Genomic DNA, 11,791 nt, shown 5'->3' with positions numbered 1-11,791 from the left:
CCCCTTCCTTTCTTTCGGCCGGGGGGGGGGGGGGGGGCGTGTCCCCCCCCCGGGCGGGAAGGCCCGGGGGCGCGGGGCCCCCTGGCAGTGCACTGCCAGGGTCCGCGGCGCCTCGCGGTTACCACGCCACGCTACGGAGCGGCACATCCCGACACCTCGGAGTGACGAAACCCGCGCCCGGCATCGGGCCGGTCCCTGCGAACGGGTCAGCCTGCGGAGGCCACCCTGGGGCGAGCCCGGACCCATGTGCCGTCGTCCGTCAGCACGGCGTCCAGCTCCAGGCCCGCGTCCGCCAAGCACTCCCGGAACACGTCCTCGGGCAACGGACGTGACAGGAAGGTCTGTGTCCAGATGGCGTCGGGGAAAATGTACTCCGCGTACACGGAATGGACTCCCTCCCCGACCGGCTCCGAGGAGACGATCCGCACCGTGTACCCCGCGGGGTCGATCCGCTCCCTCGGTACGTTGACGTGCCAGTCAGCGCCCTCGCGCTGGATGAGCACGCAGCCGTCGTCCTTGACGTGCGTACGACAGGCCCGCAGCATCGCCTGTCGGTCCTCGGGCTCGCTGGTGTGCACGAGGTAGGACGCCAACATCACGACGTCGAACTTCTCCCCCAACTCAAGCCCCTCGATGGAGGAGTGAACCGTGCGCCGGGCGCCGTGGATCCGCTCCAGCATCTCGGGCGACTCGTCCACGGCCGTCACGACGAAGCCTCGCTCGATCATGGGATGGGTCACCCGGCCGGCACCGGCGCCCAGTTCCAAGATGGAGGCGCCCTCGGGCGCGGCAGCGGCGACGATGTCCGGCTCGGCCCCGGCCTTCATCCGCTCGTACAGCTCGACCGAGCAACCGTCGGGTGTCCTGGCGCCCGGTCCTGTCCCCTGGTGTCCTACGTGAATGCGATCGGTCATGTCTGAGGAACGAGCCCTGCCCAACAGCCGTTCCCCGTGGCGAGTTCTCGCCATCCCCCCGTGATCTCGCACCCCTGCTGATGGCCTACCGATGGCTCCACTCCCCGCAGGCGGTCACAGCTCGAACCAGCCGTGCCCGCTGTACCAGTGCTTCCCCGACCGCAGATGGTCACCGATCGCCCGCTCCAGCCCCGTACGGCGGGGCAGGGCCGCAGGCACGAGGTCCGTGTCGCCGAAGACGAAGCCGACCGGGACTTCGTCGCTGGGTTCGTCGTCCGTGTGGGCGATGTGGAAGCGCTCCTGGAAACGGCGGACGTTCGACTCCCGAGGCAGGTACTCGACGAGCTGCGGGTCGAGCAGCCAGGAGTGGCACTCGGCGACCCGGTACGTCACCTCGGGGAAGCAGCGGGCGAAGAACTGCCGCGCCCGGCCCAGGGACCGGTCACACGCCCCTGGGGTCAGTGGCCCCAGGTAGTCGGGCACGTGCAGCCCCAACACGTCGTCGCCGGGCCCGAGCGCCAGCCCCGCCGCCGCGACGGAGCTCCCCAGCGGCTTCCCGAGCTTGCCGCGTTCGAACTGGAGCCGCCCCAACCCGTACAGCAGTCCCGTGAAGTGGAGTCGCAGCCACTGCGGGGCCACCAGCCCGCCCGTGCCCTGCGCGCGGCGGTGGACCGCCATCTGACGGCCGAGGTCGGCGAGGGTGCGGCGGGACACCTCCTCGGGCACCGACCGCGCCCGGTGGTAGGCGCGGACATGCGGTAGGACGGCGACGAACACGTAGACGGGGAAGCACCGGGCGACGGCATCGGAGGACACCGGCCCGTGCCCCCGACCCACGGCGTCGGCGGACTCGCGCCCCTGCTCCGGCAGCTCGGGGCGGGGCAGATCGTCGGCCGAATCGATTCTTCCGATGCTCTCCACCAGGCTGCGTGCCCCCTCGTCCAGCATGCGTCGCAGTCCGGGATCCGCGGTCACCCGACCACGCAGTGCGAGCAGTTCCCCGATGTCCTCGTGCGGCACCGCCAGATCCAGCAGCACCTCCGCCAAGTCGTCGCCCTCAGGCAGGTGCACGTTCCCCACGGTCACGTCGTTTCCTTCCCTCGCCCGTCCGGTGAACGTTTCGCGCTCCTCTTCGGTGCCCATTGGGGCCTCGCTTTCCGGCCGCCCTGCGTCCGGAACATGCGGCATGCTGGAGGGGGAGATGGTTGCCCATGCGCACCGGTAGTGAACCGACGACCGCACGCAGTCCTCTGCGGATGCGGTTCTGGCTGGGAATCTGGGGGCTCGCCTGGGCCGCCGGCGGCACGGCGATCTTCAGCCTGACCTCGCACCCCGGCTGGGCCGCCCTCTGCGGCGCACTCCTGCTGATCGTCATCGTGGACCTGGTCGTGGTCATCCGCCACATTCGGCAGGGCCCGCATTACCAACCGGGTCCCGACGTCCCGCCGTACGAACCCGTCGACGAGCGCGGGTCGGACCGCCGTCCGGACGACCCACGCCCCTAGCGAAGATGTCCCGTGGTTCGGGGCCGGATCAACGACCGTCGTCGAAACGGGCGGCCTTCACGTACTCGGGCTTGGGGTCGAGTGCCGCGGCCAGGCGGAAGTGCCGCTTCGCCTGCTCCGGCTTGCCAGCGCGTTCGAAGGTGCGGGCCAGGGCGAAGTGCGCGAAGGCATTGTCGGGCTCCCGCTCCAGCACCAGCTCGAACTCCAACTCCGCGGGGCGCAATTGGGCCGCGGCGAAGAACGCCCGGGCTCTCAGCAGGCGTGCAGCGGTGTTCTCGGGGTGGGCCGCGATGACCGAGTCCAGCAGTTTCACGGCGCCACGAGGGTCCCTCGCGGCGAGCAGCTGCTCCGCCGCCCGGTAGTCGATGACATGCGTGTGCGGATCACTTGTGGGCACGCTCGGATCCTTCCCTCTGGCGCACGGTTCCAACACCGGCCCCGGCAGCACTATTCCGACGGACGCGGCACAGCCGCTCCGACGGCACGGCGGCGTCAACCGGCGGACGCGCCCGCGAGCAGGGCCAGCGCCGCCCCGACGACGGTGAGCGCCAGCCCGACGGTCACGAACCCCCAGTCCAGCCAGGTCCTTTCGTGACCATCGAGGACGACGTCACGCGGGTCGGCGGGGTCGTACCAGAGCCGTACGCTGCCTCCGGGGCGCAGGGGTGCGGGCGAGGGGATCTCCATCACGCGCCCGTCCCGCGTCTCGTACTCCAGCAACGCCCGCTCCGCTCCTGGTTGCGGGGGCTTCACCAAGGCCATGGCGCCGTGGCCGGCCCTGCGGATGCGGCGGGCCTGGTGCAGCCCGTATCCGCCCGCGAGGGCGGCGACCAGCCCGGCGAGGACGGTGAAGACGGCGAAGACGATCTGCACCACGTCGATGCTAGTGCTCGCCCCTGCTCGACAGCGCTGCTTGACGCAATGCTGACGCCGCACTGTCGGATGTCGCTCCCGGAGGAGGCTTCGGGCGGTCGGTCGCAGGGGTCACACGGTGCGCGCCGCCGCCCGCCGTGTCAGCTCCGTCCAGAGGGTGCGGACTTGGGGCTCCAGGGCCTCCAGGGGACCGTCGTTGTCGATGACCAGGTCGGCGATGGCTCGACGCTGTTCCCGGGTGGCCTGGGCCGCCATCCGGGCGCGCGCCTCGGACTCGGCCATTCCGCGGAGGTTCACCAGCCGGTCGAGCTGGGTCTGCGGCGCCGCGTCCACGACGACGACCAGGTCGTAGAGGGGTGCGAGGCCGTTCTCGGTGAGCAGCGGTACGTCGTGGACGACGACGGCGGTCGCGCCGGCCGCTTCCGAGAGTTCCTGGGACCGCGCACCCACCAGGGGGTGGACGATCGCGTTGAGCGCGGCCAGCCGCTCTGGGTCGGCGAAGACGATGGATCCGAGCTTCGGACGGTCCAGGGCGCCGTCCGGAGCCAGGACCTCGGTCCCGAACTCCTCGACCACGGCCGCGAGCCCCGGCGTACCGGGCTCGACGACCTCGCGGGCGATCTTGTCGGCGTCGACGATCACCGCCCCGTACGACTCCAGGAGTCGGGAGACCTCACTCTTACCGGCGCCGATTCCACCGGTCAGCCCTACGGACAGCATGAGCGGCAGCTTAGCTCCCGCCGCCCGGAGCCCGCAGTGGAGGTCCGGTCAGGAATCGCCCTCCCGCTCCGCTAGGAAGCGCTCGAACTCGCGCCCGATCTCGTCGGCGGACGGCAGGTCCACCGGCTCGGCCACCAGATTGCCCCGGGTCTCGGCGCCTGCCATCGCGTCGTACTGGTGCTCAAGGCCCTGGACCAGCGCCACCAGTTCGTCGTCGCCTTCACCGATCTGGCGCTCGATCTCGTTCTGCGTGCGGTGGGCTTCGGTGCGCAGCGCGTGCGCCACGCCGGGGAGGACCAGCCCGGTGGCGGCGGTGATCGCCTCCAGGGCCGTCAGGGCGGCGTCCGGATACGCCGAGCGGGCGACGTAGTGCGGGACGTGGGCGGCGACGCCGAGGACGTCGTGCCCGGCCTTCATCAGGCGGTACTCGATCAAGGATTCGGCGCTGCCCGGGACCTGGGCCTCGTCGAAGGGGCTGCGGTGCCCGGGCATCAGGTCCGTGCGGTTCCCGTGCGGTGTCAGACCGACGGGACGGGTGTGCGGCACGCCCATGGGGATGCCGTGGAAGTTGACCGCGAGACGGACGCCGAGGCGCTTGACGACCTGTGCGACGGCGGCCGAGAAGCGGTCCCATTCGACGTCCGGCTCCGGGCCGGAGAGCAGCAGGAAGGGCGCACCGGTGGCGTCCTGGACGAGCCGGACCTCGATGGCGGGCGTCTCGTAGGAAGTCCAGCGGTCGCGCCGGAAGGTCAGCAGTGGTCGGCGGGCCCGGTAGTCCACCAACCGGTCGTGGTCGAAGCGCGCCACCACCTGGTGGGGCAGGGTGGCCAGCAGATGGTCGACGATCTGCTCGCCGGTCTCCCCCGCGTCGATGTATCCGCCGAAGTGGTACAGCATCACCAGGCCGGCCGACTCCTGCGCCAGCGCCACATCGACGACGGCGAGGCCCTTCGGCTCCCATTCGTACAAATCCTGTGGATCAAGCACGGCTACCGCTCCTCCTCGTGTTCCTAGGAGAGAACACGTGGTGACGCACCGGCATTCCCTTCCTACGCAACGAACACGGATGAGGCCCGCTCCCTCAGGGAGCGGGCCTCATCACTCAGCCGTTGTCCAGCCGGTCAGAGCGTCAGCTCTGGCCGCCGGCCAGCTTCTCGCGCAGGGCGGCCAGCGCCTCGTCCGACGCCAGGGCGCCGGAGTTGTCGTCCGACTCCGAGGAGTAGGAGCCACCGGTCGGCGCGGCGGCCGGAGCGGCGGCGCCACCCTCGGCAGCAGCGGCCTCGTCCGCCTCGCGGGACTTGATGACCTGGGCCTGGTGCTGCTCGAAGCGCTGCTGCGCCTCGGCGTACTGGGTCTCCCACGCCTCGCGCTGGGCCTCGAAGCCCGGCAGCCAGTCGTTGGTCTCCGGGTCGAAGCCCTCGGGGTAGATGTAGTTGCCCTGGTCGTCGTAGGACGCGGCCATGCCGTACAGGGTCGGGTCGAACTCGACCGAGGCCGGGTCGGTGCCGAAGGACTCGTTCGCCTGCTTCAGCGACAGCGAGATCCGGCGACGCTCCAGGTCGATGTCGATGACCTTGACGAAGATCTCGTCGTTGACCTGGACGACCTGCTCCGGGATCTCCACGTGGCGCTCGGCCAGCTCGGAGATGTGGACCAGACCCTCGATGCCCTCGTCGACGCGGACGAACGCACCGAACGGAACCAGCTTGGTGACCTTGCCGGGAACGACCTGGCCGATCTGGTGGGTGCGGGCGAACTGCTGCCACGGGTCTTCCTGGGTCGCCTTCAGCGACAGGGAGACGCGCTCGCGGTCCATGTCGACGTCCAGGACCTCGACCGTGACCTCCTGGCCGACCTCGACGACCTCGGACGGGTGGTCGATGTGCTTCCAGGACAGCTCGGAGACGTGGACCAGACCGTCGACGCCACCCAGGTCCACGAAGGCACCGAAGTTGACGATCGAGGACACCACACCGGACCGCACCTGGCCCTTCTGGAGGGTGGTGAGGAAGGTCTGGCGGACCTCGGACTGGGTCTGCTCCAGCCAGGCACGGCGGGACAGGACCACGTTGTTGCGGTTCTTGTCCAGCTCGATGATCTTGGCCTCGAGCTCCTTGCCGACGTACGGCTGGAGGTCGCGGACACGGCGCATCTCGACCAGGGAGGCCGGGAGGAAGCCACGGAGGCCGATGTCGAGGATGAGACCACCCTTGACGACCTCGATGACGGTACCGGTGACGATGCCGTCCTCTTCCTTGATCTTCTCGATGGTGCCCCAGGCACGCTCGTACTGGGCGCGCTTCTTCGAGAGGATCAGTCGGCCTTCCTTGTCCTCCTTCTGAAGGACGAGGGCCTCGATCTCGTCGCCGACCTTGACGACCTCGTTCGGGTCGACGTCGTGCTTGATCGAGAGCTCGCGGCTCGGGATGACACCTTCGGTCTTGTAACCGATGTCGAGCAGGACCTCGTCCCGGTCGACCTTCACGATGACGCCGTCGACGATGTCGCCGTCGTTGAAGTACTTGATCGTCTCGTCGATCGCGGCGAGGAAGGCTTCCTCGTTACCGATGTCGTTGACCGCTACCTGCGGAGTGGCGGTGGTCTCGGTGCTGCTCGTCATGTGGGAAAGGGCTCCGGTACGGACATTGAAGTCGTAGGTACTGCTACGCCGAGAGCCCGTATCGCAGCTGCAAGAAGCCGGACAGCCATGGAAGCACCGAACCAGTGGAACATCCCCGGAGCCTTGCGGGCTCCGGAAACGACTCCGTCTGGAGGCGCCTCGTGAACCGAGGGGACATACATCACAGATGCGAGCGCGGCCTGCTCTGTCTGAGGCACGCAGGCCCGCAGCGCAACTTGTAGCATACGGGGGCAGCCGGAGGCGGTCAATGCGCGAAGGCCCACACCGGGGGCGGATCGCCCCATACCCGGCACAACTAAGGTTTGCGGAGGCCACAATGGGCGCCTCTGGTCACGCTGAACGCAAACTACAACGACGGTGAACATGAGCCAAGACGTCAATCGTCCTACGGTCTCCTCCGCGGCGACCGACTTCCAGGGCCCCACCGCCCCCGAACCCGAGGCCACCCGGCGTGACGCCTCGGACGCGGAGAGCAGTCGGGCGAGCCGGGTCTGGTGGGACGGCAACGCCGACGAGTACCAGAGTGAGCACGGCGCATTCCTCGGGGATGACCGTTTCCTCTGGGGCCCCGAGGGGCTTGACGAGGCCGACGCGGCACTGCTCGGCCCCCGGGAGTCGCTGAAGGACCTGGACGTCCTGGAGATCGGCGCGGGCGCCGCCCAGTGCTCCCGGTGGCTGGCGGCCCAGGGCGCACGTCCCGTGGCCCTCGACATCTCGCACCGCCAACTCCAGCACGCGTTGAGGATCGGCGGCGGCCTGTCCCTGGTGGAGGCGGACGCGGGTGCGCTGCCCTTCCCGGAGGGCTCCTTCGACCTCGCGTGCTCCGCGTACGGCGCCGTCCCCTTCGTGGCCGACCCGGTGAAGGTGTTCTCCGAGGTTCATCGGGTGCTGCGGCCGGGCGGGCGTTGGGTCTTCTCGGTCACGCACCCCATTCGTTGGGCGTTTCCGGACGAGCCGGGGCCGGAGGGCCTGAGCGTCGGCGCCTCGTACTTCGACCGGACCCCCTACGTCGAGCAGGACGACGAGGGGCGCGCGGTGTACGTGGAGCACCACCGGACACTGGGCGACCGGGTCCGGGACGTGGTGAAGGGCGGCTTCCGCCTCGTGGACCTGGTCGAACCGGAGTGGCCCGCGTGGAACAGTCAGGAGTGGGGCGGTTGGTCCCCGCTGCGGGGGCACCTGATCCCCGGCACTGCGATCTTCGTGTGCATTCGGGACTGAGGCGCCGGCGGAGCGCAGGAGCTGAAGCAGGAGCGGGCGGCGGCGCTCGGAGCCCGCGGGCATCCGCGCCGTGAGCCAACGACCTCATTAGTCCTATGAGATAGATGAGCTCACGAGGGCTGTGGGTAACTCGGCGCACGGCTCGCGGGGACGGATGACACTGAGCGCATGATCAGAACCGACGCACTCGACAGCCTCCCGGTGCGGCACGCGCTGCCCGCGCTGCGTGCCGCGCTCGACGAGCGCGGCACTGCGGTGCTGCACGCGCCGCCGGGTACGGGGAAGACCACGCTGGTGCCGCTGGCGCTGGCCGGGCTGGTCGGCGGCGGGCCCGCGCGCAGATTGGTCGTCGCCGAGCCGCGGCGGATGGCGGTGCGGGCCGCCGCCCGCCGCATGGCCTGGCTGCTGGGCCAGGACGTGGGCGAGGCCGTCGGGTACACGGTCCGCGGCGACCGTCGCGTGGGGGCGGACACCCTTGTCGAGGTGGTCACCACGGGGGTGCTGCTCCAGCGGCTGCAGCGCGATGCCGAGCTTCCGGGGGTGGACGCGGTCCTGCTGGACGAGTGCCATGAGCGCCACCTCGACGCGGACACCGCACTGGCCTTCCTCGTGGACGTACGGGCCGCGCTGCGCCCGGAGTTGCAGTTGGTGGCGGCCTCGGCGACGAGCGACGCGGAGGCGTGGGCACGGCTGCTCACGTCCGCGGAGGGCTCCGCGCCCGCCCCGGTGGTCGCCAGTCACGGCCAGGGGTTCGAGTGCCGCGTCCACTACGCTCCTCCCCCTTCGGGGGTCCGCCCCGCCCACGGCACCCGGGTGGATCCCGCGCTTCTGCGGCACGTCGCGACGACCGTGCGGCTGGCACTCGAACTACACGAGGGCGACGTGCTGTGCTTCCTGCCGGGTACGGGCGAGATCGCGCGGACTGCGCGAATGCTGGACGGAGTCGACGCTGAGGTGTTGCAACTCCACGGGCGGGCACCCGCGGCGGTGCAGGACGCGGTGTTGCGGGGCGGTGGCGAGCGGCGTCGGGTGGTGCTGGCCACGTCGGTGGCGGAGTCCAGCCTGACCGTTCCGGGCGTGCGGGTGGTGGTCGATTCGGGGCTGGCGCGTGAGCCGCGGATGGATCATGCGCGTGGGCTCGGTTCCCTGACGACCGTTCCGGTGTCGGCTGCCGGTGCCACGCAGCGGCTCGGCCGGGCGGGACGGGAGGCGCCGGGCACGGTGTACCGGTGCTGGGCGGAGGCCGAAGACGTCCGGCGCCCGCGGTTCCCCTCGCCGGAGATCCGCGTTGCGGACCTGGCGTCGTTCGCCCTGCGGGCCTCCTCCTGGGGTGACCCTTCGGCTGCGGGGCTGGCCTTGCTGGATGCGCCCCCCGGTGGAGCGATGGCGGCGGCGGGGTCCGTGCTGCGAGCGATCGGAGCGGTGGACGGCCAGGGGCGGGCGACGGAGCGGGGTGCGGTGATGGCCCGGCTGGGCTTGCATCCGCGGCTGGCGAGGGCCCTGCTCGACGGTGCGCCGGAGGTGGGGGCCCGCAGGGCGGCCGAGGTGGTGGCGCTACTGAGCGAGGAGCCTCCGCGGGAGTACGGGGACGACCTGGCGGCGGCTTGGCGGGCCGCGCGTCGGGGTGGCGACGGCTATGCGGCGCGTTGGCGCGCGGAGACCCGACGGCTGGAGTCGTCACTGTCCGCCGAAGGGGTCGCCAAGGCGGGCGCCCCCAGCCCTGGCCCTGGCTCCGGCTCCGGCTCCGGCTCCGGCTCCGGCTCCGGCTCCGAGGGGAGTGGAAGGGGTGGCTCCGGTCTCCGGGGGCTGTCATCAGGTCCTGGGCTCTTCTCGCGCCCTGGAGGCTTCTCCGATGACGCCGTTGCTGGCCTGGTCACCGCTCTGGCGTTCCCGGAGCGGGTGGCGCGGGCGCGTGGGGAGGGCGCGTTCTTGATGGCGTCCGGCACCGGGGCGGAGGTCACGGGCGGCTCCGCCCTACGGGGCGCGGGATGGCTCGCCGTGGCGGTGGCGGATCGCCCCGCATCGGCCGCCTCCGCTCGGGTGCGGCTCGCAGCGGTCGTCGACGAGGACACCGCACGGGCCGCGGCAGGGCATCTGTTGGAGACCGTCGAGGAGGTGCGGTGGGAGGACGGCGACGTCACGGCCCGGAAGGTGGAGAGACTGGGTGCCGTTGAGATGTCGGTGCGGACTCTCAAGGAGCCTCGGCCACGGGTGGTGCGGGAGGCGCTGGTGGACGGGCTCCGCCGGGAGGGCCTGGGGTTGTTGGGGTGGACGCGGGAGGACGAGAGGCTGCGGGAGCGGTTGGCGTTCTTGCACCGGACCGTGGGCGAGCCGTGGCCCGAGGTGTCGGACGACGCCCTGTTGGCGCGCGTGGAGGACTGGTTGGAGCCGGAGTTGTCCCGGGCCCGGCGCCGGGGCGACCTGGGGCGGATGCGCGCGGGCGAGTGCATGCAGCGGTTGCTGCCGTGGGCGAGCGGTGAGGCTGCTCGGTTGGAGGAGTTGGCGCCCGAGCGCATCGAAGTGCCCAGCGGCTCGCGCATACGCGTGGAGTACGGCGGGGAGCAGCCGGTGCTGGCGGTGAAGTTGCAGGAGCTGTTCGGGTTGCAGCAGACGCCCAGGTTCGCCGGGGTACCGGTGCTGGTGCATCTGCTCTCGCCCGCCGGGAGGCCGGCTGCGGTGACGGCTGACCTGGCGTCGTTCTGGCGGGACGGGTACCGCGCGGTGCGGGCGGAGTTGCGCGGTCGCTATCCGAAGCACCCTTGGCCGGAGGATCCTGCGTCGGCGGAGCCGACCCGGCACACCAAGGCCCGGCACACCAAGGCCCGGCACACCAAGGCTCCGGACACCAAGACCAGGCAGCACGAGGGCCGGAGATGAGCCGGGCGGTGGGCGCGTGCGCAGGCCGGGGCAGCCGACCGGGTCAGACGGGCACCGGTTGCGGTTCCGGTTCGGGCTCGTGGTCACGGGGGCGCCGGCTGCGGGCCTCCAACGCGAGGGAGAGCACCAGGAGTCCGGTGGCCAGGGCGAGGAAGCCCCAGGGCAGATAGGAGGTCATCAAGAGGACCAGGAGTCGTTGGGACTTGACCAGGTCGACGGTGTCGGCCACGTAGTCGGGGCGCATCTTCACATGACCCGCGAAGGCGGTGACCTTGTCACGGCCGCCGAGGAGGGTGCCGCCGCGGAGCTCCTCCTTGTGGATCTCCTCGCCGTTGACGGGGGCGCCGGTGACGGGGTCCACCCAGAACATGCGCTTGGTGGTGTACCAGCGCGTGGTGCCCGTCTGCTTCTCCAGCGTGGTCGCGTCGACACCGGGGATGGGCATCTTCTTCGGGAAGGGGACCTTGGTCCAGGGGATGGTCTGTTCGAAGTAGTAGACGTCGAGGCCCCGGTAGGTCCTGGTGCCCTTGTAGTGGATGGGGGCGGAGGTGCGGGTCTGGGCATCGAAGTACTCGTAGTCCCGCTTCTCGGTGAGGAAGGGCCACTTGTACTCGATGCCCTCGCGCCGGACGGGGTCGCCGTCGACGGATTCGCCGGTGGCGTGGACGGGGTCCTGGCTGTGTGCGTCGAAGATGTAGCGCTCGGGGATCTGGGAGACCATCTTGCCGTCGGGGCCCTGGATGTAGGAGAGGGCGTCCCAGACCACGACGTCGCGGCCGGCGCTGCGTTCGATCTTCTCGGACTCCTCGACGTTGCCTTTGAGGGTCTGGACGATGGTGACCTTCTCGACCTCCTTCGCCTGGAGGGTCCCGTAGTCCAGGAGGGTCGCGGGCCGGGCCTCCAGCACCACCTCCTGGTACTGGCTGGGCGGGACCTTCACCAGTCGGGGGAAGGCGTACCAGCGCAGCAGCGGGGAGAGCGCGGCGAGGAAGACGGCGAGGGCAAGTAGCACGAGGCTCGCACGGCGGCGCACAGCTGCC

The 11,791-nt window shown here is 70.7% G+C and carries 11 protein-coding genes; 3 read left to right on the top strand and 8 right to left on the bottom strand.

From position 1 onward, the window contains the following. Positions 1 to 206: 206 nt before the first annotated feature. Together ABZ842_RS30210 and ABZ842_RS30205 are read right to left on the bottom strand one after the other, a co-directional pair. Positions 207 to 914, bottom strand: a complete 708-nt coding sequence (locus tag ABZ842_RS30210; protein ID WP_361543696.1) for a methyltransferase domain-containing protein — start codon at positions 912 to 914, stop codon at positions 207 to 209. Positions 915 to 1,028: 114 nt separating this feature from the next. Next, complete coding sequence (locus tag ABZ842_RS30205; RefSeq protein WP_361543693.1) at positions 1,029 to 2,000, bottom strand: acyltransferase domain-containing protein; 972 nt, start codon at positions 1,998 to 2,000, stop codon at positions 1,029 to 1,031. Between the two features lie 125 nt (positions 2,001 to 2,125). Here ABZ842_RS30205 and ABZ842_RS30200 point away from each other — a divergent pair, with 125 nt between their 5' ends. After that, positions 2,126 to 2,419, top strand: a complete 294-nt coding sequence (locus ABZ842_RS30200; RefSeq protein ID WP_361543690.1) for a DUF6343 family protein — start codon at positions 2,126 to 2,128, stop codon at positions 2,417 to 2,419. Positions 2,420 to 2,447: 28 nt separating this feature from the next. Here ABZ842_RS30200 and ABZ842_RS30195 read toward each other — a convergent pair whose 3' ends face one another. The 5 genes from ABZ842_RS30195 to rpsA all read right to left on the bottom strand — a co-directional run bounded on the left by ABZ842_RS30195 (position 2,448) and on the right by rpsA (position 6,632). Then, on the bottom strand, positions 2,448 to 2,816 hold the full coding sequence (locus ABZ842_RS30195) for a tetratricopeptide repeat protein (protein ID WP_361543687.1): 369 nt from the start codon (positions 2,814 to 2,816) through the stop codon (positions 2,448 to 2,450). 95 nt (positions 2,817 to 2,911) lie between these two features. Then, positions 2,912 to 3,292 carry a DUF3592 domain-containing protein gene (locus tag ABZ842_RS30190; protein ID WP_361543684.1) on the bottom strand — a complete coding sequence of 127 codons (381 nt, stop codon included), beginning with the start codon at positions 3,290 to 3,292 and terminating at the stop codon, positions 2,912 to 2,914. Positions 3,293 to 3,403: 111 nt separating this feature from the next. Further along, positions 3,404 to 4,012, bottom strand: a complete 609-nt coding sequence (gene coaE, locus ABZ842_RS30185) for a dephospho-CoA kinase (RefSeq protein ID WP_361543681.1) — start codon at positions 4,010 to 4,012, stop codon at positions 3,404 to 3,406. Between the two features lie 48 nt (positions 4,013 to 4,060). Then, on the bottom strand, positions 4,061 to 4,999 hold the full coding sequence (locus ABZ842_RS30180) for a PAC2 family protein (protein WP_361543678.1): 939 nt from the start codon (positions 4,997 to 4,999) through the stop codon (positions 4,061 to 4,063). Positions 5,000 to 5,141: 142 nt separating this feature from the next. Continuing rightward, positions 5,142 to 6,632 carry a 30S ribosomal protein S1 gene (rpsA, locus tag ABZ842_RS30175; RefSeq protein WP_361543675.1) on the bottom strand — a complete coding sequence of 497 codons (1,491 nt, stop codon included), beginning with the start codon at positions 6,630 to 6,632 and terminating at the stop codon, positions 5,142 to 5,144. Positions 6,633 to 7,016: 384 nt separating this feature from the next. Here rpsA and ABZ842_RS30170 point away from each other — a divergent pair, with 384 nt between their 5' ends. After that, on the top strand, positions 7,017 to 7,874 hold the full coding sequence (locus tag ABZ842_RS30170; RefSeq protein ID WP_361543672.1) for a class I SAM-dependent methyltransferase: 858 nt from the start codon (positions 7,017 to 7,019) through the stop codon (positions 7,872 to 7,874). A 168-nt stretch (positions 7,875 to 8,042) separates the two neighbouring features. After that, complete coding sequence (locus tag ABZ842_RS30165; RefSeq protein ID WP_361543669.1) at positions 8,043 to 10,751, top strand: ATP-dependent helicase C-terminal domain-containing protein; 2,709 nt, start codon at positions 8,043 to 8,045, stop codon at positions 10,749 to 10,751. 43 nt (positions 10,752 to 10,794) lie between these two features. Here the strand turns inward: ABZ842_RS30165 and ABZ842_RS30160 are convergent, their stop codons facing one another. Then, positions 10,795 to 11,784 (bottom strand): DUF3068 domain-containing protein, encoded by a 990-nt coding sequence (locus ABZ842_RS30160; RefSeq protein WP_361543667.1) that lies wholly within the window; start codon positions 11,782 to 11,784, stop codon positions 10,795 to 10,797. Positions 11,785 to 11,791: the final 7 nt, after the last annotated feature.

Source organism: Streptomyces sp. NPDC047315 (genome assembly GCF_040643215.1).
In the GTDB taxonomy this organism is placed as follows: Bacteria; Actinomycetota; Actinomycetes; order Streptomycetales; family Streptomycetaceae; genus Streptomyces.
The sequence above is the reverse complement of the archived record's forward strand: the minus strand, read 5'-3'. Positions and strand labels throughout refer to the sequence as shown.

Excerpts from the sequence above, each read along its gene's own strand:
- ABZ842_RS30210 (WP_361543696.1), bottom strand. The coding sequence starts at position 914 with ATGACCGATCGCATTCACGTAGGACACCAGGGGACAGGACCGGGCGCC.
- ABZ842_RS30200 (WP_361543690.1), top strand. The coding sequence starts at position 2,126 with ATGCGCACCGGTAGTGAACCGACGACCGCACGCAGTCCTCTGCGGATG.
- coaE (WP_361543681.1), bottom strand. The coding sequence starts at position 4,012 with ATGCTGTCCGTAGGGCTGACCGGTGGAATCGGCGCCGGTAAGAGTGAG.
- rpsA (WP_361543675.1), bottom strand. The coding sequence starts at position 6,632 with ATGACGAGCAGCACCGAGACCACCGCCACTCCGCAGGTAGCGGTCAAC.
- ABZ842_RS30170 (WP_361543672.1), top strand. The coding sequence starts at position 7,017 with ATGAGCCAAGACGTCAATCGTCCTACGGTCTCCTCCGCGGCGACCGAC.
- ABZ842_RS30165 (WP_361543669.1), top strand. The coding sequence starts at position 8,043 with ATGATCAGAACCGACGCACTCGACAGCCTCCCGGTGCGGCACGCGCTG.